This window comes from Anoxybacillus sp. FSL W8-0382 (genome assembly GCF_038003845.1).
GTDB lineage: Bacteria > Bacillota > Bacilli > Bacillales > Anoxybacillaceae > Anoxybacillus > Anoxybacillus flavithermus_G.
The window spans coordinates 1,779,898-1,806,422 of sequence record NZ_JBBOPX010000001.1; the positions used below are offsets into that span (position 1 = coordinate 1,779,898).

A 26,525-nucleotide genomic window follows, 5' to 3' on the forward strand; every position below is an offset into this window, starting at 1 on the left:
CTCCCTTACTCTTCGATGCGTACGTCTATTCGCTTCTTTGACTCATTGGCTGCTTGAACAACGGTGCGAATGGCTTGAATCATTCGCCCGTTTTTTCCGATCACTTTCCCAACGTCTTCGTGATGAAGGGCAATCGCATATGTGATCGATTGTTGTTGTTCTGTTTCGCGAATGACGACGCATTCTGGATGATCGACAAGTGACCGAACGATCGTCTCAAGCAACGTTTTCATATATTACTTTCCGTACTTTAAGTTGTGGAATTTTTCTAAAATTCCTTGTTTTGAAAGCAAGTTGCGCACTGTGTCAGATGGTTTTGCGCCGTTTTGCAACCATTTTAATGCAAGCTCTTCATTAATTTTAATTTCTGCAGGCTCTGTTAACGGATTGTATGTGCCGATTGTTTCGATGAAACGACCGTCACGTGGAGAACGAGAGTCTGCAACAACGATACGATAAAATGGTGATTTTTTTGCACCCATACGTTTTAAACGAATTTTTACTGCCATGATTATAGCACCTCCGAAAATATTTCACACAAGATAGTATATTAGCAATAAACGTTTTGTTTGTAAAGTGTTTTTTCTTAACACTGTTATTTTGTTTACATGAACGGGAAACGGAACCCTTTCTTTTTCCCCTTTGGCATGGTTGTCATCATTTTCATCATCTTTTTCATCTCGTCAAACTGTTTCAATAAGCGGTTGACGTCTTGAACCGTCGTTCCGCTCCCTTTTGCAATTCGCTTTTTGCGACTAGAGTTAATGATGTCTGGGTTCATTTTTTCTTCTTTTGTCATCGAACGAATAATCGCTTCGACGCGGCTAATTTGCTTTTCGTCAATTTGTAAGTTGTTTAAACCTTTCACTTTGTTAGCGCCCGGCAACATTTTTAAAAGTTCATCGAGCGGACCGAGTTTGCGCACTTGCCCAAGCTGTTCTAAAAAGTCGTCAAGTGTAAATGATGCGGTACGCATTTTTTGTTCGAGCTCTTTTGCCTTTTCTTCATCGACGGCCGTTTGCGCTTTTTCAATGAGCGTCAACACGTCCCCCATACCTAAAATGCGCGACGCCATCCGCTCCGGATGAAACGGCTCAAGCGCATCGAGCTTTTCGCCCATACCGACAAACTTAATTGGCGTATTTGTGACCGCTTTAATCGATAAGGCTGCCCCGCCTCGCGTATCACCATCAAGCTTCGTCAAAATGACGCCCGTCAGTCCAAGTTGTTCGTTAAAGCTTTGCGCGACATTGACCGCATCTTGTCCCGTCATCGCATCGACAACGAGAAAAATTTCATCAGGTTTCGTCACTTCTTTAATTTGCTTTAGTTCGTCCATGAGCGCTTCGTCAATGTGCAAGCGTCCGGCCGTATCGATTAATACGTAATCATAATGCTCTTCTTTTGCTTTTACGATCGCTTGTTTCGCAATTTCCACCGGGCTCACTTGATCGCCGAGCGAAAACACAGGGATGTCCAACTGCTTCCCTAACGTCTCAAGCTGTTTAATCGCTGCCGGCCGATAAATGTCAGCTGCGACAAGCAACGGTTTACGATTATGTTTTTTACGTAATAAATTCGCTAATTTTCCCGTTGTTGTCGTTTTTCCCGCCCCTTGCAAACCGACCATCATGACGACAGTTGGCGGGCGGCTCGCTACAGCGATTTTGCTATTTTCTCCCCCCATCAGCTCCGTCAATTCTTCTTTTACGACTTTAATGACTTGCTGTCCTGGGGTCAAACTTTTCATTACTTCTTGCCCGACAGCTCGTTCGCTTACTTTTTTCACGAAGTCTTTGACGACTTTAAAATTGACATCCGCTTCTAATAGCGCGAGCCGCACTTCACGCATCATTTCTTTTACATCGGCTTCCGTGACTTTGCCTTTGCCACGAATTTTATTCATGACATGTTGCAGACGGTCGGCCAATCCTTCAAATGCCATCGTTACCGCCCCCTACTCTAATTTCTCCAACTCCATAACGAGCCTCATCAGCTCCTCATCGTTCGGATAGCGTTCAGCTATATGCGTTTTTAATCGGTGCAATAGTTTGTGACGTTGTTGAAACTTTTGAAAGAGCAATAGCTTTTGCTCATAATCTTCTAGCATCGCTTCCGTCCGTTTAATGTTATCGTATACAGCTTGACGACTCACTTCGTACTCTTCGGCAATTTCACCGAGGGAGTAATCGTCTAAATAGTAAAGGGACATATAGTTTCGTTGCTTCGGCGTCAACAACGATTGGTAAAAGTCGTATAAATAGTTCATTCTCGTTGTTTTTTCTAGCATGAAACTCCCCCCTGTTAAGTGAAACGCCTTTACATGAATTTAGTGTATATGTTTTAACCGATGCTGTCAAGTTATTCTCCTTGCGCCTCTTCTCGTTCCATAAACGATGCAAATAACCCATACACGAATTGTTCGGCGTTAAACGGCTCTAAATCGTCCATTTTCTCTCCTAAACCGACAAATTTCACCGGAATGTTTAACTCATGGCGGATCGCTAATACGATGCCGCCTTTTGCTGTTCCATCCAGTTTCGTAAGCACAATGCCGGTGACATTCGTTGCTTCTTTAAATGTTTTTGCTTGGCTCATCGCATTTTGCCCTGTCGTTGCATCCAATACGAGCAATACTTCGTGCGGTGCGCCCGGCACTTCTCGTTCAATGACACGTTTCACTTTTTCAAGTTCTTTCATTAAATTCACTTTGTTTTGTAAGCGGCCAGCTGTATCACACAACAAAATGTCAACGTTGCGCGATTTGGCTGCTTGAATCGCATCATACATCACCGCCGCTGGATCAGAGCCAGCAGACTGTTTAATGACTTCCACACCAACGCGCTCGCCCCATACTTCAAGCTGTTCAATTGCACCTGCCCGGAACGTATCGCCAGCGGCAAGCATCACTTTTTTTCCTTCGCTTTTTAATTTGTACGCGAGTTTCCCGATCGTCGTCGTTTTTCCGACGCCGTTGACACCGACAAATAAAATGACCGTCAAGCCGTTTGGTTGAATGTTTAGTTCTGTCGTTTCATTGCCGCTTGCTTCGTAAATGTCAATCAATTTTTCGGAAATGACGCTATACATTTCTTTCGGGTCTTGAATGTTGCGACGTTTCACTTCCATTTTTAACTCATCGATAAAATCCATGACCGTTGCGACACCAACGTCTGAGGCGATTAAAATTTCTTCTAGCTCCTCAAAAAACTCTTCATCTACTTTTCGATAACGCGCGATTAGATCGTTTACTTTTCCTGCGAAAGAGTCGCGCGTTTTTTCTAAACCACGTTTAAACTTTTCCGTTACTGTATCTGCTTGTTTTGCGATTTTTTCTTTTAATTTTTTAAAAAAGCTCACCGTTTCTCATCCTTTCTTTTCATCTGCTTCTTCTAGTCGAACAGAAACGAGCTTCGATACACCTGATTGTTGCATCGTTACTCCATATAGTACATCTGCTTCTTCCATCGTTCCTTTTCGATGGGTAATGACGATAAATTGTGTATCGTCGCTAAACTTCTTTAAATATTTCGCATATCGTTGTACGTTCGCCTCATCAAGTGCTGCTTCTACTTCATCAAGCACGCAAAACGGAACAGGTCGAACATTTAAAATGGCGAATAAAAGCGCAATCGCCGTCAATGCTCGCTCCCCGCCTGATAATAAACTTAAATGTTGCAGTTTTTTTCCCGGTGGCTGTGCGACAATGTCGACACCCGTATGGAGTAAATCGTTCGGATCAGTCAACTGTAAATCGGCCTTTCCTCCTCCAAACAATTCAACGAACACGCGTGCAAATTGCGTCCGAATTTGCTCAAACGTTGTCGCAAATCTTCGTTTCATTTCATCGTCCATTTCATCAATCACTTGGTATAACGTATCTTTTGCCTGTTGTAAGTCTTCTTTTTGTTCAGTTAAAAAACGGTGGCGTTCAGAGACACGTTCATACTCTTCAATCGCACCGAGATTGACCGTCCCAAGTTCATCAATAGCGAGCTGGATGAGCTTCACTTTTTTCCGCGCCTCTTGAGCAGGGATATGGAGCGGGAACGCTTCTTTCGCTGCTTCGAATGACAGTTTGTATTCTTCACGAAGGCGGTTTAGTAAGTGGTCAAGCTCCATATCGAAGCGAGCAAGCTTCACTTCCTCGTCTTTTAGCGTATCTGTGAGTTGTTTATGTTGTCGTTTCAATTCTTTTATTTCTTTTTCGAGTTGCTCAAGCTTTGTTTGATAGTGTAACCGCTGTTCGCGTCGGCTTGCGATGAGCTGAATCGTTTCTTCTTTTTGCTTCGTTTTTTCTTCGCATATTCGCTCGAGCTGCTGTTCATCTTCCGTTTGTTCGTTCGTATGGCGTACAAGTTCATTGCGTTCTTTTTCGATGTGCGTAAGTGTTCGCTTCACTTCCTCCCATTCTTCCGTTAGTCGATGCACATGTTGCTCTTCATTTCTGACATGTTCTTGCTTTTCAGCGAGCGCGACTTTCAATGCGGTCAACTTTTCTTGTATTTGCTCCTTCGATTGCTGCTCTAACTGTTTTTTTTCTGTCCATTGTTTCACTTGTTCATCGATAGAAGCAATATGTTTCTCAAGTGCATGGAGCGAATGCATAATATCGTGAAGTCGAGCAGTCAATTGTTTCTTTTCTTCTTCGAGTGTCTGTCTTTCATAGCGATACACAGCTAGTCGTTCGTCCATATGTTTTTTACGAAGATCGAGTTCCATCCATGCGCTTTTTTCTTCTTGTAGCTCCATACGGCTTGCTTCTAGCTCAGTATAAAGCGCTGTTCGCTCTTGCTCAGCTTGTGCAATGGCTTCTTTTTCTCGTTGCACAAGCTGTTCAAGCTCCAGCGTTTTTCGCTCAGCATCGCGCCAGTGTGCTGTCACTTCTTCAAGCTCACGCGCACGACTAAATAATGAGTTTGTCTGTTTATTTACCGTTCCTCCCGTCATCGCCCCACCTGGATTCACAACATCCCCTTCTAGCGTGACGAGACGATAGCGGTATTGCAATTGGCGAGCAAGCTCATTTGCCCCTTTTAAATCACGTGTAACAATGACTGTTCCAAGAATGTTTGTCATAATGTTTTCGTACGTTGCTTCATACGAAATTAATTCGGAAGCAATGCCAACGTAAGCGGGGTGTTTGGCAATGTTTTCTCGAACGGATGGAGGAAATAGTTTTCGCTGAATAACGTCGAGCGGCAAAAACGTCGCTCGTCCATACTTATTTTGTTTTAAAAATTGAATGGCTTCACGTGCGCTTTGTTCGTTTTTTACGACGATATGTTGCGCCGCTCCCCCGAGCGCCACTTCGATCGCTGTTTCAAGCTCAGATGGCACCGTCATCAACTCAACAACCGCTCCATGAATGCCGTTTAACCGATCTTTTGCTTTTAATACTTCTTTTACCCCTTGGAAAAATCCAGCATACTCTTGTTGCATCGCCTCTAACATTTCTTTTTTTGATTTTACTTTTTGTACATATTGATACGCTTCATATAACGTCGTTTCTTTTTTTCGATATTGTTCTTTTCGTGCGGTCAATTGTTCTTCTTTTGTTTGAAGCGTTTGCTCTTGTTTAGCGATGCGTTCTTGCAACTCATGGATGAGTTTTTGTTTTTGTTCCCATTGTTCAACGATCTGTTCGTATGCTTGAATATGTTCGTTGTTTGTAGTGATGAGCTGCTGTTGTTTTTCTTCATTTTTTTGCAACTGGGACTCAATGTGCATGCGCTCATTTTTTAACGTCGCTTGTTCGTGAACGAGGTCAATGTATTCGCTTTTTAGCCGTTCAATTTCTTCCTCCGCTTTTGGACCGTAAGCAGAAAGGATGTTGTTTTGTTCTTTTAATTGCGCTTGAAGCGCTTGCACATCTGTTTGAAGCTGTTGCAGCACTTTCTTTTTTTCAGCAATTGTCGCTTCAAGTGCACGTTTTCGCTCAGCAAGTTGCCCCATCGTTTGCTCCATTTGCTGTTGTTGCTTATAGGCGTTGCTTTTTCGCTCTTTTAATAACTGTTTTTTCCCTTCCATTTTCTCAAGCTCTTCGCTAACAAGCAACAATACTTGCTGTAAGCCATCTATCGACTCATCAAGCGCTGTCAGTTCATGACGCAACTGAGCGATGTGCGCTTCTTCTTTTTGTAACGTCGTCGCTAATTCCATTTCGTTTTGTTGATGTAAAGCGAGTTGTTTTTTCAACGCTTCCCATTTTTCATGTAGCTGCTCGATTTCATAAACAATTAAGCCGACTTCATATGTTTGTAGCTGCTCTTTTTTCTCAAGATATTCGTTGGCGATTGACGCTTGTTGTTTCAACGGCTCGAGCTGCTGGTTTAGTTCGTGTAAAATATCTTGCACACGCTGCAAATGATCTTCTGTTTCGTTTAGTTTTTGCTCTGCCTTTTTTTTCCTTGTTTTATATTTTAAGACGCCAGCTGCATCTTCAAAAATCATGCGGCGATCTTCTGCTTTACTGCTTAAAATTTCTTCTACTTTTCCTTGACTAATGATGGAGAAAGCTTCACGACCAACGCCAGAATCCATAAATAAATCGACAATATCTTTTAAACGGCAAGGCTGGTTATTAATAAAAAATTCGCTATCGCCGGAACGATAGACACGTCTTGTTATACTTACTTCTTCGTATTCGAGCGGCAAAAATTGATCGCTATTATCGAGCGTTAATGTCACTTCCGCCATGTTTAACGGCTTGCGTGATTCACTTCCCGAAAAAATGACGTCTTCCATTTTTGCGCCGCGAAGCGACTTGGCGGACTGTTCACCAAGCACCCAACGAATCGCGTCCGTAATGTTGCTTTTTCCACTTCCGTTCGGACCGACGATTGCCGTCATCCCCGAAACAAAATCGATGGAAATACGATCCGCAAAAGATTTAAATCCGATAGCTTCTAACCGTTTGAGGAACACATATATCCCCCTTTATCTAAAAGATGTCACAACAAGCAAGGCTGTCCTTTCGCACCGGATCAGCCTTGTTGTAATTGTTTTAGCTTAGCTAATGCCATTTGCGCGGCGCGCTGCTCTGCCTCTTTTTTCGAGCGCCCAACTCCAACACCGAGCTCCTCGCCATTTAACGATACGCGCGATACGAACTCTTTATTATGAGCAGGCCCTCGTTCTTGTAAAATTTTATATTCTAATACTCCACTTCCATCACGTTGTACAAATTCTTGTAGTTGACTTTTGTAATCCATCACATGAGAAAAAGCACCTTCGCGAATTTTAGGAAAAATCGTTTTTTCTAAAAATTGTACGACCGCCTCCATGCCTTGATCCAAATAAAGCGCCCCGATAAACGCTTCAAATACGTCAGCTAACAGCGACGGACGCATGCGCCCCCCCGTTAACTCTTCGCCTTTGCCAAGCAAGACGAGATCGCCAAACGATAGCGCATGAGCGAACGTAACAAGCGACGGTTCACAGACGATCGCTGCCCGCAATTTCGTTAGTTCTCCTTCGCTCATTTGCGGAAACTGTTCAAATAAATATTGAGAGACGGTCAGTTCAAGAACGGCATCTCCTAAAAACTCCAGACGTTCATTATCTTCATGTAGCCGCTTTCGATGCTCATTCACATATGATGAATGGGTAAATGCTTGCATTAACAATTTTTCATTGCGAAAAAAAATGCCAATCTGCTCTTGGAACTGTTTAAATTTCATGTATGGCCGTTGCTTAGACATGCATATGAACCTCCAACTAATAAACGTAAAAAGCATAGAAAGCCCCGCTTACAAAACGGGACTTTACTTATTATGATAGACGGCTTTTTATGTAGTTTACTGCGTCTCCGACAGTAACGATTTTCTCCGCCTCTTCATCTGAAATTTCCATATCGAATTCATCTTCTAATTCCATGACAAGCTCAACGACATCAAGCGAATCTGCTCCTAAATCTTCTTTAAATGAAGATTCAAGCGTCACTTGTGACTCCTCTACACCAAGGCGATCAACGATAATTTTCGTTACACGCTCTAATACGCCCGCCATTTTTATTCACCTCCCCTCAAGTCATTATACTGAATTATACAAGAAAATAAAACGAATTTTTACATAACCATGCCGCCATCTACATGAATCGTTTGCCCTGTCATATAGCTTGCCCCGTCTGAGACGAGAAATGCGACAACGTGCGCAATATCTTCAGGGTTTCCGAAACGTGCAAGCGGAATTTGTTGCAACATCGTTTGACGCACATCTTCGCTTAATTGATCGGTCATATCTGTCGTAATAAACCCAGGGGCAACCGCATTGACTGTAATATTTCGGCTTGCGAGTTCTTTGGCAGCTGTTTTTGTTAATCCGATTACACCTGCTTTGGCTGCAACGTAGTTTGCTTGCCCTGGATTGCCGCTTACACCGACGATGGACGCCACGTTCACAATTCGACCGTATCGTTGTTTCATCATCGGACGCGTCACAGCTTTCGTGCATAAAAAGACGCCTTTTAAGTTCGTATTGATGACCGCATCCCATTCTTCTTCTTTCATGCGCATAAGCAAGTTGTCACGCGTAATGCCTGCATTGTTAACTAAAATATCGACGCGGCCCCAACGCTCAAGCACCTCTTTCACCATGCGATCGACGGCTTCACTATTTGCGACATCCGCTTGCACAGCGAACGCTTCGCCACCATGTTCAACAATTTGAGCAACAACTTCATTTGCTTTCGCTTCACTTCCTGCATAATTGACTGCTACTTTTGCACCAAGACGAGCTAAATGTAAAGCAATTTCACGCCCAATCCCACGTGACGCCCCGGTCACAATCGCTACTTTCCCTTCCATGCTTCATTCCCCTTTCAACGCCGTCACTGTCGCTATAAACGAAGCTTCATCAAAAATCGAATGGACGTTGACATGACGGTTTATTTTTTTCACTAGACCGCTTAATACTTTTCCAGGACCGATTTCGATAAACGTATCTACACCCAAGTCAATCATCGTTTGAACAGATTGCTCCCAACGAACCGGAGAGTATAACTGTTCAACGAGACGTTGTTTGATTTCTGTTGGATCTGTCATCGGCTCAGCTGTCACATTTGAAATGACTGGCACAGCGCTTTCTTGAAACGCCAACGTATCAAGTACCGATAAAAACTGTTCTGCCGCCGGTTTCATTAAAATGGAGTGGAACGGCCCGCTTACTTCGAGCGGAATGACTCGCTTCGCTCCTTTTTCTTTTGCTAGTTGTGACGCTCGCTCAACCGCTTCTTTCGCTCCTGAAATGACAATTTGTCCCGGGCAGTTTAAGTTCGCTAATTGAACCGGAGATGATTCCGTTGAAGCTTCATCGACTACTTGTTGCAATAAAGCTTCATCCATCCCAAGCACCGCAGCCATCGTTCCTTGTCCTGACGGCACTGCTTTTTCCATAAATTCTCCGCGCTTACGCACCGCATATACAGCGTCAGAAAACGACAGCACCGATGCTGCAACAAGTGCACTATATTCCCCGAGGCTATGTCCTGCCACATAATGAGGGGCAATACCTGCTTCTTTTACTTTTTGCAAAAACGCGATGCTTGTCGTGAGTAATGCCGGTTGGGCATTTTCTGTTTTTGTTAATACGTCTTGTGGTCCTTCAAAAATAAGTTGTGACAAAGACATTTGCAACCGTTCATCTGCTAGGCGAAAGATCGCAGCTACCGCCTCGTCTTTTTCTGCCCATTCTTTCCCCATGTCGACCGTTTGTGAACCTTGTCCTGGAAAAATAAATGCAATTTTCCCCATCATGTCACCTCTTATTATTTTATTTCCGCTATCGATTGCTTTACCGTTTGTACTACTTCGTTTGCAACCATTTCTCGCGCCTGACGCACAGCGTGAAACATCGCGTGAGCATCAGATGAACCGTGCGCTTTAATGACAGGTGCTCGTAAACCGAACAGTGCTGCACCGCCATATTCTGCATAATCCATTTTTTTCTTCAACTGCATAAGTTGTGGCTTTAACGCAAGCGCCGCCATTTTGCTTACAACATTGCTTGTCAATGCCGATTTTAACATCGAGAAAATAGCGATTGCCGTGCCTTCGATCGTTTTTAGTGCGACGTTGCCGGTGAATCCGTCAGTAACAACAACATCAGCTACGCCTTCTAATAAATCGCGCGCCTCTACGTTGCCGACAAAATTTAACGATGTATGTTGGATAAGCTGAAACGCTTTTTTAGCTAGCTCATTGCCTTTTTGGTCTTCTGTCCCTACGTTTAGCAGCCCGACGCGCGGTCGTTCAACCCCGCGTACTTTTTCGGCGTATGCTGCACCCATAAACGCATATTGCAATATATGTTCTGGACGGGCGTCTACGTTAGCACCAACATCTAACAGTACAAACCCTTTTCCATCAATCGTTGGGAGCGTCGGCGCAAGCGCTGGACGGTCAATGCCTTCGATGCGACCGACGATAAACAGCCCCGCCGCCATTAAAGCGCCTGTATTCCCAGCTGAAATGCACGCATCGGCACGTCCTTCGCTTACTTCATTTGCCATTAGCACCATGGACGCCTCTTTTTTGCGGCGAACGGCACGAACGGGCTCATCTGTTGCTTCAATGACTTGTTCCGTATGAATGATCGATAGTCGTTCATTGTTTGTTATGTACGGGCGAATGAGCGATTCGTTCCCAATAAGCGTAATTTCGATATCGTTGAAATGCTCAATCGCCTTTTGTGCACCGATCACGACTTCTTTTGGTGCGTGATCTCCTCCCATGGCATCAATTGCGATTTTCATCATTTTCTCCATCCTTTTTAACAACGTTTGAGCGGTACATATGAAATTCTCCTTGAAAAACAAGCTCTTGACCTACGTAACTATTCACTTCGACGATCGTGCGACCGTTTTCGTTTAAATTTTTTACTTTTGCTTTGGCAACGACTCGCTCCCCTTCTTTCACCGGGCGCATAAAGCGAATGTTTGCTTTGGTGGTCAATGCTAATTCATCGTTAATGACCGCGACTGCGAGCGAGTTCGCTTGCGCAAACAAATGATGTCCTCGTGCAATTTGATTTCGTTTAAATACATGTTCTTTTTTTACATCGAAAATGGAAATTGCACTTTCGTCCAATTGCATATCGATAATTTCTCCGATCACTTCTTCAATGGGCAACGACTTCACTTCGTCAGCAAATGTGCGCTCAGCGACATGTTTAATGCGCTCACGCAACTCCGGAATCGATAGTTCTAAGCGATCGAGGCGGATCGTTTGAATGCTGACTGAAAATTTTTCGGCAAGTTGTTCGTCCGTAATAAATGGATTTTCTTCAATCGTTGCTTGCAGTAGTCGTTGCCGTTCGCGTTTATTTCTTCTCATTTTCGATCCACCATCCGAATTATTACTAGGTACTAATAGTAGTATATAACACCCGTGCTTCCATTTCAACAACTTTTAATCTAATTTTTCGCCGTTTAAAATGCCTGATTGTTGTAAATAGTCGCGAAGAAAAGCGTATTTATCGTCATGCCAAAAAGCTTGCGAATCAACGAGGCGAGCAGCGTCTTGACGGGCAACTTCTAAAATGCGATAGTCGTGAACGATGTCGCCGAGACGAAATTCAGGCATGCCGCTTTGTTTCGTCCCAAAAAAATCGCCCGGTCCGCGCAGCTCTAAATCTTTTTCCGACAGCACAAAACCGTCGTTCGTTTCCGTCATAATGCGCATTCGCTCTTTTCCTGCTTCTGATTTTGGATCAGCGACTAAAATACAGTACGATTGGGCTTGTCCGCGCCCAACTCGTCCGCGTAGCTGATGAAGTTGCGAAAGACCAAAACGGTCGGCATCGTAAATGACCATCACGGTTGCGTTCGGGACGTTTACACCGACTTCTACGACCGTTGTTGATACTAAAATATGAATGTCATTGGCGCTAAATGCGCGCATCACTTCTTCTTTTTCTTCTGAAGATAGACGGCCGTGCATAAGCCCGATGCGATACCGCCCTTTATAGTAGTGCGTCAACATCGCATGCACGTCGATCGCGTTTTGGACATCCAGTTTTTCCGATTCCTCAATGAGCGGGCAAATGACGTATGCTTGATGACCCGCATCAACTTGTTTCGCCATAAATTGAAATACACGCTCAAGCATATCGTGTTTCACCCAATACGTTTCAATTTTTTTCCTTCCTTTTGGCATTTCATCAATGATCGAGACGTCCATTTCTCCAAATGCCGTAATGGCAAGCGTGCGTGGAATCGGAGTGGCGGTCATAAATAGCACATCAGGCGATTGTCCTTTTTCACGTAAAATGCGTCGCTGCTCTACTCCAAAGCGATGTTGTTCGTCTGTGATGACAACGCCAAGTTTCGCAAAATTCACGTCGTCTTGAATAAGGGCATGCGTGCCGACAACAACATGAACGTCACCTAAAGCGAGCTGTTCAAGTAGCTGTTTGCGCCTTTTTCCTTTTACCGAACTTGTCAACAGTTCGACACGAATACCCATCGGCTCAAGCAGCGCACGAAGCGATTCAGCATGTTGCTCGGCTAAAATTTCCGTCGGTACCATTAACGCTCCTTGATACCCTGATAAATACACCGCATATAATGCAATGGCAGCAACGACTGTTTTTCCGGAACCGACATCTCCTTGTAGTAGGCGATTCATGCGATATGGCGATTTTAAATCTTGCACAATTTCACGTACAACGCGTTGCTGAGCATTCGTTAGCGGAAACGGAAGCGATTGAATAAACGATTGAAGTTGCCCATCTGAAAAGCGATGCGCAATACCTGGTGACTGTTCACGACGATATTTTTTTAACGCTTGCATTTTTAATTGAAAAAGTAAAAACTCTTCGTAAACGAGACGGCGTCGTGCTTGCTTTAGTTGCTCGTGCGAAAGCGGCATATGAATCACCCGAATCGCATCACGTTTTGATATAAGGCGATATGTTTGCAATAGCTCGCTCGGCAACGGGTCGACAATCGCATCACCGTATTGTTGTAAAGCGAGTGCAATAAAGCGACGCATGCCTTTTACTGTCAAGTCGCCACGCGTTGAATAGACCGGTTCGATTTCTTTTTGTCGCTTCATTTCGCCGATATGCAGCTGCTGTACGGTGATCGTTTGACGATGTTTGTCCCACTTGCCTGTGATCGTCACCGTTTCGTGCAGGGTGAGCTTTTTTTTCAAATACGGTTGGTTAAAACAAACAGCCGTCACTAAAAATCGGTCAACAAGGACGCGAAACGTTAAGCGCGACTTTTTGCGGCTATAATACGTAAGCACAGGCTCACTATACACTTTGCCAATGATCGTAATTTTTTCATCGTGCTTTGCTTCTTCTAATGCACATATGCGATAATCTTCGTAACGAAAAGGGAAATGATACAACAGTTGTTCAATTGTATCAATCCCCATTTCATGAAGCGCGGCGGCTGTTTCTTCTCCAATTCCTTTAATCGCTGTGACTGATTGATGTAATACGTCACTCACGTTCGTTGTTTGGCTTACCGAAAATATCCGCTTCGAATTTGCGAGCGGTCGGCGTCGCCGCTAACCCTCCTTGTGCTGTTTCTTTTAATGACACTGGCATCGTCTGGCCGATGCGGAACATCGCTTCAATGACTTCATCGCACGGAATGCGGCTTTGTATGCCAGCAAGCGCCATGTCAGCAGCAATCATTGCATTTGCTGCTCCAATTGCATTTCGCTTGACACACGGTACTTCCACTAACCCTGCAACGGGGTCACAAACGAGTCCAAGCATATTTTTTAAAGCGATCGCCATCGCCTCTGCCGCTTGTCTTGGCGTGCCGCCAGCCATCTCGACAAGCGCTGCCGCCGCCATACCTGCCGCTGAACCAACTTCCGCCTGGCATCCTCCTGCCGCACCGGAAATGGATGCATTGTTTGCGACAACAAATCCGAACGCACCAGCTGTAAATAAAAACTCAACCATTTGTTCACGCGTCGGCTGCAGTTTTTCTTTCACCGCAAATAATGTGCCCGGAACGACACCAGCTGATCCTGCTGTTGGTGTTGCACAAATCATTCCCATCGCTGCGTTTACTTCGTTCGTTGCCATCGCTTTACTGACGGCATCTAAAATCGTTTCTCCCGATAAAAATTGGCCGCGTGCAATATATTGCTGTAAGCGTGTCGCATCGCCGCCTGTCAATCCGGAATGCGAACGAACACCCGCTAGTCCGCGAATGACGGCTTGCTCCATCACTTGTAAGTTTTTCTCCATTTGCGCAATAATGTCCTCTCGGCTGCGCTCTGTCACTTCCATCTCTTGACGAATCATTACTTCTGCAATTTTCATTTGTTCTCGTTCTGCTCGTTCAACGAGTTCTGCTACATTTCGAAACATCGTTGTCTCCCCTTTGCACCGCTTTACTCAACAATTTTTGCTACATCAATAATATGTGGTAACGCTTTTAATTGCTCAACGATCGCATCATCAATATTTTGATCGACTTCGATCGCCATTAACGCCTGTTTTCCTTTTTCTTTTCGCGATACTTCCATATGGCCGATATTAATCGCATATTTCGCTAGCACGTTCGCTACTCCTGCGATGGCACCGTAACGGTCATTATGCATAATTAAAAGGGCAGGATGATGACCAGAAAGCTTCAGCTCGAAACCGTTTAGCTCAATAATTTCGATTTTCCCACCGCCAATGGAAATGCCGACAAGCTCAAGCTCACCTTGTTCATCACCGAGGCGAATTTTTGCTGTATTTGGGTGAGGAGGAATGGCTTCCTCTTCATGAAACGTGATGCGAATCCCTTCTTGTTTGGCGATTTGCAACGATGTTTTCATTCGTTCATCAAACGTATCGAAATTTAATAAACCGCCGACGATGGCGACATCTGTTCCGTGTCCTTTATACGTTTGGGCAAATGAACCGTAAAAGAAAATATCCGCCCACGTTGGTTTTCTGCCGAATAAGTTGCGTGCCACTTTGCCGATGCGTACTGCTCCTGCCGTGTGCGAGCTCGACGGACCAATCATAATCGGACCGATAATATCAAATACACTGCGATATTTCATTTTTTCCTCCCCTTTGTTATCTTCATGAAAAAGAAGGGGAACGTTCCCCTTCTTTTATCGTATGTGAATAGCAACCATGCGTTTTATTCAATCGCAAAAATAAACGGATATAACGGCTGACCGCCATGATGTGTTTCAACTTCCACATGCGGGAATTGTTGTTCAATAAATTGAACGATGTGCGCAGTTTGTTCTTCGGTCGCATCTTCACCAGAAAGAATTGTTACAATTTCATCTTCTTCGCCAATCATATGCGTAAGTAGCGTCTCAACGACAGAATGAAGCTCTTTATGAGATACGACAATTTTGCCATCGGCAATTCCCATATAATCGTCTTTTTCAATTTCAACGCCGTCAATGTTTGTATCGCGTACAGCAAACGTTACTTGTCCTGTTTTTACGCGGGCAAGTGCCTCTGTCATTACTTCCTCGTTTTCTTCTTTTGTCGCAGAAGGATTAAAGGAAAGCAATGCTGTCATTCCTTGTGGAACGGTTTTTGATGGAATGACGACTACATCACATGAAGCGACAGACGCAGCTTGTTGGGCTGCTAAAATAATGTTTTTATTATTCGGCAACACAAATACCGTTTGGGCATTTACTTCTTCAATTGCTTTTACGATGTCTTCTGTGCTCGGATTCATCGTTTGTCCGCCTTCGATGACCGCATGAGCACCAATGCTTTTAAATAATTCAGCAATGCCATCGCCCATGGCTACCGCAACGATGCCGTACGGGATGCGTTCTTGCTTTTTCGGCGGCTGCATCTCTTGATGGACGATATTTGCATGCTGTTCACGCATATTTTCGATTTTAATATTAATTAAGCTTCCGTAACGTTGCGCGTATGTGAGCACTTCGCCCGGTTGTTCTGCGTGAATATGCACTTTCACTACTTCATCATCTGCAATGACAAGTAGCGAATCGCCGAAGCGGCTCAAATCTTGACGGAACGTCTCTTCACGAAATGGATGTTTCGCTACTTTATCTTGTTCAAACTTCACCATAAATTCCGTACAATACCCAAATTCAATATCATCTGCGCTAAGATGGCTTTGCACGTTGCGGTGATGTTCGGTACGAACGAGCTGTCCCATCGACAACGCTTCTGTTTCTGCAATCGTTTCACCTTTTAACGCCGCTAAAAATCCTTCGTACACAAATACGAGACCTTGGCCGCCGCTGTCGACGACACCTACTTCTTTTAATACAGGAAGTAAATCAGGGGTGCGCTTCAGCGATGCTTTTGCCTCTTTTAATACTTCCGTCATTACAACGACGATGTCAGCTTCTTTTTTCGCCACAGCTACTGCGCGCTTTGCCGCATCTTTCGCAACCGTTAAAATCGTGCCTTCAACCGGCTTCATCACCGCTTTATACGCTGTCTGCACGCCCGCTTCAAGCGCTGCCGCAAACTCTTTGCTGTTAATTTCACTTTTTTGTTCGATCGCTTTCGCAAATCCACGAAATAGTTGTGATAAAATAACGCCCGAGTTGCCGCGCGCTCCCATTAGCAATCCTTTCGCTAATGCGCCCGCCACTTTTCCGATATGATCAGATACGTGGTTTTTTACTTCTTTCGCACCGGACGTCATCGACAAATTCATATTCGTTCCTGTATCCCCATCTGGAACGGGAAAGACGTTTAATGCGTCTACCGTTTTTGCGTTGTTCGCTAAATGTGTCGCGCCTTGCAGCACCATTTGTGCAAAGCGTTTTCCATCTAATGTTGTCATTGCCACAGATTAGTTCCCCCTCACTACGGATTCGTGACGCGAACCCCTTGAACATAAATGTTGATCGATTGAACAGATAAACCTAACGTTTTATCTAGCGTATACTTGACTTTCGTTTGTACGTTGTGCGCAACTTCCGAAATTTTTGTGCCGTAGCTAACAATGACGTATAAATCAATATGCACTTCATCGTTTTCTTGGCGAACGACAATGCCTTTTGCAAAGTTTTCGCGGCGTAAAATTTCAGCAATGCCGTCTTTTAATTGATTTTTTGATGCCATACCGACAATACCGTAACAATCTACTGCCGCTCCCCCGGCAATCGCTGCAATGACATCGTTACTAATTTCAACACGACCGTATTTCGTTTGTAATTCAATGGACATCGCTCAAGTCCCCTTTCTTATTAGGTAGCTAACGCCATTGTACTATACTCGGCTTATTTTTAAAAGCTTCTACCCATAGTATATTTACCCGAAACAGAAAACAGATGTCAAGGTTATTTTCTTGAAACAGTTGATCGGAAGTATTGCAATCCGTTTTTATGTATGATAAATTATAGTAGTGTTTTGAGCACGTAGTTTGGCAAGTGAGGAGGGAAACAAAATGGCAAAATGCTTTGTGACTGGTAAGAAAAAATCATTCGGAAACGCTCGTTCTCATGCAATGAATGCGAGCCGCCGCACATGGAAAGCAAACCTTCAAAAAGTTCGCATTTTAGTTGACGGAAAACCAAAGCGCGTTTGGGTTTCTGCTCGCGCATTAAAATCCGGAAAAGTAGAACGTGTGTAATAAAAAAAGCGGAAAGCGCACGCCTCATAGAAAAAAGCACCAAATGATTGGTGCTTTTTATCCTTTTTTAAACGAATTTAACATCGCCCGAACAATTCCACCTAAAAATTTTGGCAACTTAATCGTATAAAACTTCACGGTCATTCCCTCCCCTACTGTGCACACTCTTCCATTTAATATATTCATCTCCGCACAAATTGTACCTCGAAGCGTTATTTTTCATCCTTGCTTCTTATCATCATTAATATGCCTTCAGTGAATGAAAAAGTACCAAAACTATGGATGAGTTCATTGCTTACACATAATGTTGATCCAAGCGGCACATCGTGCGCATCGAGCGGGTATTTAAATCCGCGAAGCGTTAAAGCGCGAATCGGAGTCATAGGAATAAATGAAATGTATCGGTATTCGTCTTTTTTTTCAACGACATGTTTTCCACTTCGATAAAGCGTAACGATATTTTGACGATCGATTAACTCAATCTGCCCGTCTTTTCCTTTGAACAAAAGTTGAACGTTGCCAAAGAAATGATCGACCCGTCCGCCTGTTGCTCCAAATAGGCGAATTTTTGTCGCTTGTTGTTCAAGCGCCCAATCGAGCGCAATATCTGTGTCCGTTTGGTCTTTTTCAGCTGGCCATATGTCGATATGCGGCAATTGTGTTTGTAATTGCTGCAACTCATATTCGGCAATGGAGTCAAAATCGCCAAACGCCCGTTTTGGCATGATTCCCGCATCGAGCAGCGCTAAAACGCCACGATCTACCCCTACCCAACATACGTCCTCTCCGTCGTATGTTTTTAAATGAGGTAAAAAACTTGTCGGACCACCTGCAACAAGATGAATAATCAACAAATTCACCTCCCTAATAAAGAAGGATGTGTCAACGTGACACACCCTCACGAATCATGCGAATGGCTTGGGCACGATCCGCTTTGTTATAAATGGCTGATCCTGCAACAAGAACATCCACGCCTGCTTCGACACAAAGTTTTGCCGTTTCTGCATGAATGCCACCGTCTACTTCAATTTCAACAGAAAGCCCTCGTTCACGAACGAGTGTTGAAAACGCATGAATTTTTGGGAGCACTGCTGGAATAAACGATTGTCCACCAAAACCCGGGTTGACCGTCATAAATAAAACGAGGTCGAGGTCTTCAATCAAATGTTCAATCATCGAAATCGGTGTATGCGGATTTAACGCTACTCCTGCTTTCACACCATGTTCTTTAATGAGGTGGATCGTCCGGTGTAAATGCGGGCAAGCTTCAACATGCACCGTTAAATAATCGGCTCCCGCTTTCGCAAACGTTGGAATATAGCGATCCGGCTGTTCAATCATTAAATGAACGTCAAGTGGCAGTTTCGTTACAGGACGAATCGCCTCCACGATGAGCGGACCGATTGTGATGTTTGGAACGAAATGGCCGTCCATCACATCGACATGAATGTAATCAGCTCCCCCTCGTTCTACGTCCACAATTTCTTCGCCAAGTTTAGCAAAATTAGCAGATAAAATGGATGGCGCAATTTTGATCATGTTTAATACCTCGGCTTTCGTTCCTTGATTTCCTCTATAAAACTCATGTAATGTTCATAGCGATAAGGAGGAATGTCTCCTGATGCTAATGCTTCTTTGACCGCACATTTCGGCTCAGCCGTATGCGTGCAACCGCGAAATTTACAATCACTGCTTTTTGTGACAAACTCCGGAAAACAAAGCGGTAATTGTTCAAGTTCAATATCATCAAATTCTAGCGCGCTAAATCCTGGTGTATCTGCGACAAAACCGCCTCCGATTTCAATTAACTCGACATGTCTTGTCGTATGTTTTCCACGCCCAAGGTGATGGGAAATGTCGCCCGTTTTTAACTGCAAGTTCGGACGTAATGCATTTAATAAAGACGACTTCCCGACGCCTGATTGCCCTGCAAATACCGATACTTTTCCTTCAAAATAAGGCAATAATGCATCAATACCTGCGCGCGTTTTGACCGAAACTTCGAACACTTCATATCCGATTTGACGATAATCGCGAATATATTGTTCAATACGAGGCTTTGTGTCATCGTCTACTAAATCCATTTTACTCACAACAATAAGCGGACGAATGTCTTTTGCTTCAATTAATACGAGAAAACGATCGAGTAATCCAGGGCTGAAATCTGGCTCTACTGCTGAAAACACTAAAATCGCTTGATCGATATTGGCAATCGGCGGACGAACGAGTTCATTTTTCCGCTCAAATACATCTAATATGTAGCCTTCCCGTTCATTTTCCGCCTGAAAGGAAACGTAGTCGCCGACAAGCGGCGTTACTTTCCGCTTGCGAAACACCCCGCGGCCGCGGCATTGATACACTTTGCCATCACTTAACACGTAATAAAAGCCGCTGAGCGCTTTAATGATTTTTCCTTCTGCCATAGCTTCCCTCCTTTAAGGTGTTGTCGGATATGGAACAATGCCTTCGCGTACCGTCGTGCCGTTTACAACGACGCGATAGCGTCCTTGTTTTCCTTGTTGAATGACGAATTCGACACGCTCTTTCACGTCATTAGTTAAGCGATAACGTTTGTACGGTTGGGCGAACGAATGATTTTCGTCTTCAATATATAATTCTGCCATGACTGGTTCGTTCACATCAACAGGCGGTTCATACGGAATGTCGATGTCTTGAATTACTTTCTTTGTTTGTACCGGCTCTTTTCCGAGGGAAATGACGACCGTAACGGTTGCTCCTTTTTCTAGTTTTGCATTCGCTTGTGGCGTTTGAGAAATAACGAGTCCTTTTTCGACCGTATCGGAATATTGTTGTTTGACGATGACATACAATTGTTGATCTGCCGCGTAGTCACGTACGCTCTTTTCCGTATATCCTGTTAAATCTTTTAAAATGATTTTTTCTGGTCCAAGGCTGACCGTAAAGCGCACTTCTGTTTCTTCTGGTACAACTTTTTCACCCGGAAGCGGAAATTGTTCAATAATCGTCCCTGCTGGCTTATCGCTATATACTTCTTTTTTATCGATAAGCAAATATTTTTCTGAACGCAATTGCGGTTCGACATCAGCAATTTGTTCACCCACATAATTTTCGAACGCGACTTTTTTCTTTCCGATACTTTTATAAATGGTGACAGCCGTTCCTGCTTTCACGACTTTTCCAGCTTGTGGATTCGTACGGATAACAAATCCTTCGGCGATGTCATCATGTTCTTGTTCGATCGTTTCTTCGATTTTTAAACCTAATGATGTCAGTTCCGCGATCGCATCATCATAATGTTTGCTCGTCACATCCGGTACAGTAACATCTTTCGGGAAAAATAAATCGGGAAGCCATGTAACCGCACTCACACTAGCACCAATAAATAAGAAAAGAAACACCGTCCATAAAATGAGCCATTTTTTTTGTCGCTTTTCTTTTGGAGCAGAAACGTTTTCTTTTTTTTCTGGCGACGGAGGAGCGGGTGATTTGACAATCGGCACTACTTTTGTTTCTTCATCATCGTCTTCCATAGGCAACGTAAACTTCGCTTCGTTGATGCGCTCAGGTAAAAGAGCCGTACGAATATGTTGCTGCATGTCCAGCGCGCTATTGTAGCGATGCAACGGATTTTTTGCTGTTGCTTTTAATACAATGTTTTCTACGCTCTGTGGAATATTCGGATTCCATCGCCGCAAAGAAGGCGTCTCCGTTTGTAAATGTTTTAGTACAATTGCGACAGCTGATTCACCAGAAAACGGCAAATGACCGGTTAATAGCTCAAACATGACGATACCGAGCGAATAAATATCCGATTTTTCTGTCGCCATGCCGCCTTTTGCTTGCTCAGGCGATAAATAGTGAACAGACCCTAAAACAGAATTCGTTTGCGTAATCGTTGTCGAGCTTAGTGCGATAGCGATGCCAAAATCAGTCACTTTAACCGTTCCGTCTTCCGCCACTAAAATATTTTGCGGCTTAATATCACGATGAATAACGCCGTTTTGATGCGCGTGAGCAATTGCTCCTGTTAGTTGATCCATCATGCGTAGCGCCTCTTGTACAGGAAGCGGGGCATGTTGTTGAATATATTGTTTTAACGTACAGCCGCGCACATATTCCATGACCATATAATAAATGCCGTCATCTTCCCCAACATCGTAAATCGTGACAATATTTTCATGATTTAAACTTGTTGCGGCTTGTGCTTCGCGGCGAAAACGTTTAATAAATAATTCATCGTTTACAAAATCTAAGCGTAACACTTTGACGGCAACGTCGCGATCTAAAATGATATCTCTAGCTAAATAAACGTTCGCCATTCCACCGCCGCCGATAAGTTGCAACAATTTATAGCGATCGTTTAATCGTTTGCCGATGAGCACGAGCGATCACCTACTTTCATCCACATCTACAAATTGTACGATCGCTAACGTAATATTATCTTCGCCGCCGTGCTCGTTTGCGACGTTGATAAGCGCTTGCGCTTTTTCCTCAAGCGAACGGTCAGACGTTAATACGTCGATCATCGTCTGTTCCGTCACTTTATTAGAAAGCCCATCAGAACAAAGGAGCAACATATCTCCTTTGTCGATCGTAACCGTTTTGACATCTAACTGAATCGTCTGTTCCGTTCCGAGCGCACGCAATAGTACATGTTTACGCGGATGGTACTCCGCATCTTCTTTTGATAGTTGTCCACTTTTCACTAATTCATTCACAAGGGAATGGTCTTCGGTCATTTGTTGAAATCCGTTTGCGTTCAATAAATAACAACGGCTATCACCGATGTGTCCAATTGTCGCAAACTGATTTGTACAAATAGCAGCAACAACGGTCGTACCCATTCCTTGACAATGCTCGTTCGTTTGCGAATGATGAAAAAGCGATTCGTTTACTTTCATGACATGTTCTTTTAACCACATTTCTGCCTGTTGCGGCGAGGTCATTTCGCCTGTTTCTTCCCAAAATTGTTTTAGTTGCGTCATCGTCATTTCACTCGCCACGTCGCCAGCGAGATGCCCCCCCATCCCGTCAGCGACAACAGCTAAATAATTGCCCGCCTGATTAATAAAAACTCCACCATTATCTTCATTATGTGACCGAATTTTCCCGACATCCGTTTGAAACACCGCCTTCATACACGCACGACACTCACAAGAGTATCGCTTCCTCCCTTCATATAGGTGTTGCCACATCTTACGCTTTCGTTTCCTCTTTTCGTTCTTTTGCGCGCAGCTGTCCGCATGCAGCATCAATATCGTGTCCTTGCTCGCGACGAATCGTAACATTAATACCATGTTTTTTTAACGTTTTCTCAAACGCAAAAATTTGTTCACGCGGTGTACGAACGTAGTTGCGTTCAGGTACGTAGTTGACTGGAATTAAATTGACATGGCATTTCAATCCTTTAATGAGCTCCGCAAGCTCTTCTGCATGTTCAATTTGATCGTTTACACCGCCAAATAAACCGTATTCAAATGTGACGCGTCGTCCCGTTTTTTCAATGTAGTAGCGCACCGCTTCCATGAGTTCTGGCAATTTATAAGCTCGATTAATCGGCATTAGTTTTGAGCGCAATTCTGTATTTGGCGCATGAAGCGAAATCGCAAAATTAATTTGCATATTTTCATCAGCGAATTTGTAAATTTTTGGGATGATACCACTTGTCGATACAGTAATATGACGCGCGCCGATATGCAACCCTTTTGGGTGGTTGACGATTTTTAAAAACTTGATTAGCTCATCATAGTTATCGAACGGTTCGCCTATTCCCATTACAACGATGCTGCTTACACGTTCATTCGTTTCATCGAGCGCCTTTTGCACTTTGACGACTTGAGCAACGATTTCACCTGCTTGCAAATTGCGCTTTAATCCGCCTAATGTCGAAGCGCAAAACGTACACCCAATGCGACAGCCAACTTGGGTCGTGACACAAATTGAATTTCCGTAATCATGGCGCATAAGCACCGTTTCAATCGAATAACCGTCATGAAGCTCAAATAAAAATTTCATCGTTCCGTCTTTTGATGTTTGCTGTACGAGCGTTTTTAACGTTGTGATGACAAAATGTTCATCTAACCGCTCGCGCAATGCTTTCGGAATATTCGTCATGTCTTCAAATGACGTCACCCGTTTTTTATATAGCCATTCAAAAATTTGTGTGGCGCGAAACGGCTTTTCCCCTTGCTGTTCTATCCAACTTTGTAAATCTTCTAAACGCATTGAGTAAATGGATAGTTTCATATGATGTCACCTTTCTTTTTCAATGTTGCGATAAAAAATCCGTCGCTATATACGTGATGAGGAAGCAATTGCAACATGCCGCGATCTACATATGACGCAACAGACGATGGTAGACGCGAAGCAAGTGTTTCGTCGCGATCATATTCGGGATGTTCAGCTAAAAACTGGGCGATGACTTGTTCATTTTCTTCGCGATCAACGGTACATGTGCTATATACAAGCGTTCCGCCACGCTTTAAAAGCGGGGCAACCGCTCGTAAAATATTGAGTTGAACGTTCGCAAGTTGTGTAATATCTTTTTCATTTTTCGCATATTTAATTTCCGGTTTGCGACGAATGACACCAAGCCCTGAACACGGGGCATCAACTAATATGCGATCGAACGTTTCAGTGGCAAATTGCGTATGCGCTTGACGGCTATCGAGCTGTTTCGCTTCTATATTCGACAAGCCGAGTCGCTTCGCCTGCTGTTCAATCAGTTTTACTTTATGATCGTGAATATCTAACGCGACAACGCGCCCGCGATTGTTCATGCGCTCTGCGATATGCGTCGTTTTTCCGCCTGGAGCCGCACAACAGTCTAACACGACATCTGTTTCGTTTGGAGAAAGGGCATAAGCGACAAGCATCGAACTTTCATCTTGAATCGTTATAAGCCCTTCGCGAAACACGCTCGTTTTAGCGGCATTTCCTTTTGTTATTTTAATGCCAATCGGAACGATGGAAGAAGGGATAGCTTCTATTCCCTCTTCTTTTAGGCGATCGATAACTTCTTCAACGGTTACGCGCATCACGTTTACTCGCGCTGTTTGTTCTGGTGGGAAGTTGTTTACTTCGCACATCCGTTTCGTTTCATCGAAGCCAAACTGTTCGATCCATCGGCGCACAAGCCATACGGGATGACTTGTCGCGATGGCTAACCGTTCGCTCTCATCTTTTATGTCGTCCAAGGAGCGCAATCCTTGCCGTTGAACAGAACGTAATATGCCGTTGACGAGCGAAGCGATGCCACGATGACCACGACGCTTGGCAATTTCGACTGCTTCAAATAACACCGCCCGATCAGGGATTCGATCTAAATATACCATTTGATAAAGCGACATGCGAAGTAGTAGGTGCACCCACGGCTCGATTTTTCCTTTGATAAACGGCTGTAAATAGTAATCAAGCGTATCGCGTCGCTGAATCGTGCCGTATACTAATTCTGTTAAAAGGGCAACGTCTTGGGCGGATAATTCGTTCGTTTCGATCACATGATGTAATGATAAATTGCTATATGCTCGTTTTTTTTCAATATCGATTAGCACATCTAATGCTACATTTCGCACGTTACTCATTCGTTCCTCCTAATACTGTCCCGATGGAAATCGTCGTGCCGCGCAAAAAGTCAGTTGCGCTCATTTTCCGTTTCCCCGCTGGTTGTAGTTCCGTAATTTTAATTGCCGTTTCATTCCCTGTCGCAACGATGATGCCATCTTGTTCAACGGCGACAATGGTACCAGGTTTCGCTTGTGAAGAAGCGGGTACTTTTTCTCCCCACCAAATTTTCCACCGTTCCTCACCATACATCGTATAGGCAACAGGCCACGGATTCATGCCGCGAATATGGTTGTAAATGTCTTCTCCTGTTTTTGTCCAATCGATTCGCTCTTGTTCTGGTTTAATGTTGTACGCAAACGTCGCTTGTTCATCATCTTGCTTGATCGGCATAATGTCGCCTCGAAGCAGTTTTGGGAGCGTCTCAGAAAGTAGTCGTGCTCCTGCTTGGCTTAGTTTGTCGTGCAATGTTCCGACGGTATCGCGCTCATCGATTGGCACTTCCACTTGCGTTAATATATCGCCTGCATCTAGTTTTTCAACCATATACATAATGGTAATACCTGTTTTTTCTTTTCCTTGTAAAATGGCGTAATGAATCGGTGCCCCTCCACGCAACTCAGGCAAAAGCGAGGCATGCACGTTAATACAACCGTACGTTGGTGCGTCAAGAAGCGGTTTCGGTAAAATTTGTCCGAATGCAGCGGTCACAATTAAATCAGGCTGTAGAGCGATGACGTGCTCGTATTGTTCTTTCTCGCGAATTTTCGTTGGTTGAAATACCGGAATGCCGTACGATTCCGCTGCCACTTTGACAGGTGGTGGCGTCAATTGTTGTTTTCGCCCTTTCGGTTTATCTGGCTGTGTAACGACGCCGACCACGTTGTATCCGTCTTTGATCAATTGTTCTAAAATCGGAACAGCAAAATCAGGTGTTCCCATAAACACAATGTTCATTGTTCGAACTCCCCTTCTTCATAATAGCGAATCACTTTTGACGTAAATAATATGCCATGTAAATGGTCAATCTCATGTTGTAAGGCACGCGCTAAAAAGCCGGTCGCTTCGATTTCAAACGGGCGACCGCGACGATTTTGCGCACGTACTTTCACGTATTGAAAACGTTTTACTTCCCCAAACAGTCCCGGAAAACTTAAACAGCCTTCGGGACCGATTTGCTCGCCGTTTTGGGCAACGATGATTGGATTAATTAATTCAATGCGCCCATGACGGTCGCCAATATCGACAATGGCAATTTGTTGATCGACACCAATTTGTGGAGCAGCTAATCCAACTCCATCGGCCGCAAGCATCGTATCGTACATATCATTTAATAACTTGATTAGCTTTCGGTCAAATACGGTGACTGGTTGACAAACCGTTTCTAAAATGGGTGCAGGATATGTCACAATCGGTAAAATGGCCAAAA

The 26,525-nt window shown here is 44.0% G+C and carries 28 protein-coding genes; 1 reads left to right on the forward strand and 27 read right to left on the reverse strand.

The window, feature by feature from the left end; all coding sequences use genetic code 11:
* Positions 1-5 precede the first annotated feature (5 nt).
* The 17 genes from NSS60_RS09375 to NSS60_RS09455 all read right to left on the reverse strand — a co-directional run bounded on the left by NSS60_RS09375 (position 6) and on the right by NSS60_RS09455 (position 17,145).
* Complete coding sequence (locus NSS60_RS09375) at positions 6-233, reverse strand: KH domain-containing protein (RefSeq protein WP_004891098.1); 228 nt, start codon at positions 231-233, stop codon at positions 6-8.
* 3 nt (positions 234-236) lie between these two features.
* A complete protein-coding gene (rpsP, locus tag NSS60_RS09380; protein WP_004891099.1) occupies positions 237-509 on the reverse strand; it encodes a 30S ribosomal protein S16 in 273 nt (90 codons plus the stop codon).
* Between the two features lie 95 nt (positions 510-604).
* A complete protein-coding gene (ffh, locus tag NSS60_RS09385) occupies positions 605-1,945 on the reverse strand; it encodes a signal recognition particle protein (RefSeq protein WP_004891100.1) in 1,341 nt (446 codons plus the stop codon).
* Positions 1,946-1,957: 12 nt separating this feature from the next.
* A complete protein-coding gene (locus NSS60_RS09390) occupies positions 1,958-2,290 on the reverse strand; it encodes a putative DNA-binding protein (protein WP_004891101.1) in 333 nt (110 codons plus the stop codon).
* 71 nt (positions 2,291-2,361) lie between these two features.
* On the reverse strand, positions 2,362-3,360 hold the full coding sequence (ftsY, locus tag NSS60_RS09395) for a signal recognition particle-docking protein FtsY (RefSeq protein ID WP_004891102.1): 999 nt from the start codon (positions 3,358-3,360) through the stop codon (positions 2,362-2,364).
* A 6-nt stretch (positions 3,361-3,366) separates the two neighbouring features.
* Positions 3,367-6,927, reverse strand: coding sequence for a chromosome segregation protein SMC (gene smc / locus NSS60_RS09400; protein WP_064214142.1), 3,561 nt, complete (start codon positions 6,925-6,927; stop codon positions 3,367-3,369).
* 59 nt (positions 6,928-6,986) lie between these two features.
* Positions 6,987-7,703 (reverse strand): ribonuclease III, encoded by a 717-nt coding sequence (gene rnc, locus NSS60_RS09405; protein WP_035018739.1) that lies wholly within the window; start codon positions 7,701-7,703, stop codon positions 6,987-6,989.
* Between the two features lie 70 nt (positions 7,704-7,773).
* Positions 7,774-8,010 carry an acyl carrier protein gene (gene acpP / locus NSS60_RS09410; RefSeq protein WP_004891105.1) on the reverse strand — a complete coding sequence of 79 codons (237 nt, stop codon included), beginning with the start codon at positions 8,008-8,010 and terminating at the stop codon, positions 7,774-7,776.
* Positions 8,011-8,069: 59 nt separating this feature from the next.
* Complete coding sequence (gene fabG / locus NSS60_RS09415; RefSeq protein WP_004891107.1) at positions 8,070-8,807, reverse strand: 3-oxoacyl-[acyl-carrier-protein] reductase; 738 nt, start codon at positions 8,805-8,807, stop codon at positions 8,070-8,072.
* A gap of 3 nt (positions 8,808-8,810) precedes the next feature.
* Positions 8,811-9,752 carry an ACP S-malonyltransferase gene (fabD, locus tag NSS60_RS09420; protein WP_004891108.1) on the reverse strand — a complete coding sequence of 314 codons (942 nt, stop codon included), beginning with the start codon at positions 9,750-9,752 and terminating at the stop codon, positions 8,811-8,813.
* A 14-nt stretch (positions 9,753-9,766) separates the two neighbouring features.
* On the reverse strand, positions 9,767-10,753 hold the full coding sequence (gene plsX, locus NSS60_RS09425; protein ID WP_004891110.1) for a phosphate acyltransferase PlsX: 987 nt from the start codon (positions 10,751-10,753) through the stop codon (positions 9,767-9,769).
* Positions 10,737-11,333, reverse strand: a complete 597-nt coding sequence (gene fapR / locus NSS60_RS09430; RefSeq protein WP_035018741.1) for a transcription factor FapR — start codon at positions 11,331-11,333, stop codon at positions 10,737-10,739. Before fapR ends, plsX begins: the two co-directional genes overlap by 17 nt.
* A gap of 75 nt (positions 11,334-11,408) precedes the next feature.
* Positions 11,409-13,457 carry an ATP-dependent DNA helicase RecG gene (gene recG, locus NSS60_RS09435; protein ID WP_004891115.1) on the reverse strand — a complete coding sequence of 683 codons (2,049 nt, stop codon included), beginning with the start codon at positions 13,455-13,457 and terminating at the stop codon, positions 11,409-11,411.
* Positions 13,450-14,337 (reverse strand): L-serine ammonia-lyase, iron-sulfur-dependent, subunit alpha, encoded by an 888-nt coding sequence (sdaAA, locus tag NSS60_RS09440; protein WP_004891117.1) that lies wholly within the window; start codon positions 14,335-14,337, stop codon positions 13,450-13,452. The genes recG and sdaAA overlap by 8 nt, the downstream gene beginning before the upstream one ends.
* A 23-nt stretch (positions 14,338-14,360) precedes the next feature.
* Entirely contained in the window at positions 14,361-15,023 is a 663-nt protein-coding gene (gene sdaAB / locus NSS60_RS09445) for an L-serine ammonia-lyase, iron-sulfur-dependent subunit beta (protein ID WP_004891119.1), read from the reverse strand.
* Between the two features lie 83 nt (positions 15,024-15,106).
* Positions 15,107-16,765, reverse strand: a complete 1,659-nt coding sequence (locus NSS60_RS09450; protein ID WP_004891121.1) for a DAK2 domain-containing protein — start codon at positions 16,763-16,765, stop codon at positions 15,107-15,109.
* 17 nt (positions 16,766-16,782) lie between these two features.
* A complete protein-coding gene (locus NSS60_RS09455) occupies positions 16,783-17,145 on the reverse strand; it encodes an Asp23/Gls24 family envelope stress response protein (RefSeq protein WP_004891123.1) in 363 nt (120 codons plus the stop codon).
* A gap of 220 nt (positions 17,146-17,365) precedes the next feature.
* On the opposite strand from NSS60_RS09455, the gene rpmB reads away from it, so the two are divergent.
* On the forward strand, positions 17,366-17,551 hold the full coding sequence (gene rpmB, locus NSS60_RS09460) for a 50S ribosomal protein L28 (RefSeq protein WP_003394988.1): 186 nt from the start codon (positions 17,366-17,368) through the stop codon (positions 17,549-17,551).
* Between the two features lie 57 nt (positions 17,552-17,608).
* Here rpmB and spoVM read toward each other — a convergent pair whose 3' ends face one another.
* From spoVM to def, 10 genes are all read right to left on the reverse strand, one after another.
* Positions 17,609-17,689: a stage V sporulation protein SpoVM gene (gene spoVM / locus NSS60_RS09465; protein WP_003394991.1), complete on the reverse strand. Its 81-nt coding sequence runs from the start codon at positions 17,687-17,689 to the stop codon at positions 17,609-17,611.
* 74 nt (positions 17,690-17,763) lie between these two features.
* A complete protein-coding gene (locus NSS60_RS09470; protein WP_004891126.1) occupies positions 17,764-18,402 on the reverse strand; it encodes a thiamine diphosphokinase in 639 nt (212 codons plus the stop codon).
* Between the two features lie 31 nt (positions 18,403-18,433).
* Complete coding sequence (gene rpe / locus NSS60_RS09475) at positions 18,434-19,090, reverse strand: ribulose-phosphate 3-epimerase (RefSeq protein WP_340720798.1); 657 nt, start codon at positions 19,088-19,090, stop codon at positions 18,434-18,436.
* A 2-nt stretch (positions 19,091-19,092) separates the two neighbouring features.
* A complete protein-coding gene (gene rsgA, locus NSS60_RS09480) occupies positions 19,093-19,974 on the reverse strand; it encodes a ribosome small subunit-dependent GTPase A (RefSeq protein ID WP_004891130.1) in 882 nt (293 codons plus the stop codon).
* 12 nt (positions 19,975-19,986) lie between these two features.
* Entirely contained in the window at positions 19,987-21,915 is a 1,929-nt protein-coding gene (gene pknB, locus NSS60_RS09485; protein ID WP_192950951.1) for a Stk1 family PASTA domain-containing Ser/Thr kinase, read from the reverse strand.
* A 6-nt stretch (positions 21,916-21,921) separates the two neighbouring features.
* Positions 21,922-22,671: a Stp1/IreP family PP2C-type Ser/Thr phosphatase gene (locus NSS60_RS09490; protein WP_004891132.1), complete on the reverse strand. Its 750-nt coding sequence runs from the start codon at positions 22,669-22,671 to the stop codon at positions 21,922-21,924.
* Positions 22,672-22,729: 58 nt separating this feature from the next.
* Complete coding sequence (gene rlmN, locus NSS60_RS09495; protein ID WP_004891133.1) at positions 22,730-23,779, reverse strand: 23S rRNA (adenine(2503)-C(2))-methyltransferase RlmN; 1,050 nt, start codon at positions 23,777-23,779, stop codon at positions 22,730-22,732.
* Entirely contained in the window at positions 23,776-25,116 is a 1,341-nt protein-coding gene (gene rsmB / locus NSS60_RS09500) for a 16S rRNA (cytosine(967)-C(5))-methyltransferase RsmB (RefSeq protein ID WP_004891135.1), read from the reverse strand. Before rsmB ends, rlmN begins: the two co-directional genes overlap by 4 nt.
* Positions 25,109-26,053: a methionyl-tRNA formyltransferase gene (fmt, locus tag NSS60_RS09505; protein ID WP_004891137.1), complete on the reverse strand. Its 945-nt coding sequence runs from the start codon at positions 26,051-26,053 to the stop codon at positions 25,109-25,111. The genes rsmB and fmt overlap by 8 nt, the downstream gene beginning before the upstream one ends.
* Positions 26,050-26,523 (reverse strand): peptide deformylase, encoded by a 474-nt coding sequence (def, locus tag NSS60_RS09510; RefSeq protein ID WP_004891139.1) that lies wholly within the window; start codon positions 26,521-26,523, stop codon positions 26,050-26,052. Before def ends, fmt begins: the two co-directional genes overlap by 4 nt.
* Positions 26,524-26,525 lie beyond the last annotated feature (2 nt).

Excerpts from the sequence above, each read along its gene's own strand:
- fabG (WP_004891107.1), bottom strand. The coding sequence starts at position 8,807 with ATGGAAGGGAAAGTAGCGATTGTGACCGGGGCGTCACGTGGGATTGGG.
- acpP (WP_004891105.1), bottom strand. The coding sequence starts at position 8,010 with ATGGCGGGCGTATTAGAGCGTGTAACGAAAATTATCGTTGATCGCCTT.
- plsX (WP_004891110.1), bottom strand. The coding sequence starts at position 10,753 with ATGAAAATCGCAATTGATGCCATGGGAGGAGATCACGCACCAAAAGAA.
- NSS60_RS09390 (WP_004891101.1), bottom strand. The coding sequence starts at position 2,290 with ATGCTAGAAAAAACAACGAGAATGAACTATTTATACGACTTTTACCAA.
- rnc (WP_035018739.1), bottom strand. The coding sequence starts at position 7,703 with ATGTCTAAGCAACGGCCATACATGAAATTTAAACAGTTCCAAGAGCAG.
- sdaAA (WP_004891117.1), bottom strand. The coding sequence starts at position 14,337 with ATGTTTCGAAATGTAGCAGAACTCGTTGAACGAGCAGAACGAGAACAA.
- rpe (WP_340720798.1), bottom strand. The coding sequence starts at position 19,090 with ATGATCAAAATTGCGCCATCCATTTTATCTGCTAATTTTGCTAAACTT.
- ffh (WP_004891100.1), bottom strand. The coding sequence starts at position 1,945 with ATGGCATTTGAAGGATTGGCCGACCGTCTGCAACATGTCATGAATAAA.
- fapR (WP_035018741.1), bottom strand. The coding sequence starts at position 11,333 with ATGAGAAGAAATAAACGCGAACGGCAACGACTACTGCAAGCAACGATT.
- NSS60_RS09490 (WP_004891132.1), bottom strand. The coding sequence starts at position 22,671 with ATGAAGGCGGTGTTTCAAACGGATGTCGGGAAAATTCGGTCACATAAT.
- rlmN (WP_004891133.1), bottom strand. The coding sequence starts at position 23,779 with ATGAAACTATCCATTTACTCAATGCGTTTAGAAGATTTACAAAGTTGG.
- sdaAB (WP_004891119.1), bottom strand. The coding sequence starts at position 15,023 with ATGAAATATCGCAGTGTATTTGATATTATCGGTCCGATTATGATTGGT.
- rpsP (WP_004891099.1), bottom strand. The coding sequence starts at position 509 with ATGGCAGTAAAAATTCGTTTAAAACGTATGGGTGCAAAAAAATCACCA.
- fmt (WP_004891137.1), bottom strand. The coding sequence starts at position 26,053 with ATGAACATTGTGTTTATGGGAACACCTGATTTTGCTGTTCCGATTTTA.
- fabD (WP_004891108.1), bottom strand. The coding sequence starts at position 9,752 with ATGGGGAAAATTGCATTTATTTTTCCAGGACAAGGTTCACAAACGGTC.
- rsmB (WP_004891135.1), bottom strand. The coding sequence starts at position 25,116 with ATGAGTAACGTGCGAAATGTAGCATTAGATGTGCTAATCGATATTGAA.
- rpmB (WP_003394988.1), top strand. The coding sequence starts at position 17,366 with ATGGCAAAATGCTTTGTGACTGGTAAGAAAAAATCATTCGGAAACGCT.
- rsgA (WP_004891130.1), bottom strand. The coding sequence starts at position 19,974 with ATGGCAGAAGGAAAAATCATTAAAGCGCTCAGCGGCTTTTATTACGTG.
- NSS60_RS09455 (WP_004891123.1), bottom strand. The coding sequence starts at position 17,145 with ATGTCCATTGAATTACAAACGAAATACGGTCGTGTTGAAATTAGTAAC.
- NSS60_RS09375 (WP_004891098.1), bottom strand. The coding sequence starts at position 233 with ATGAAAACGTTGCTTGAGACGATCGTTCGGTCACTTGTCGATCATCCA.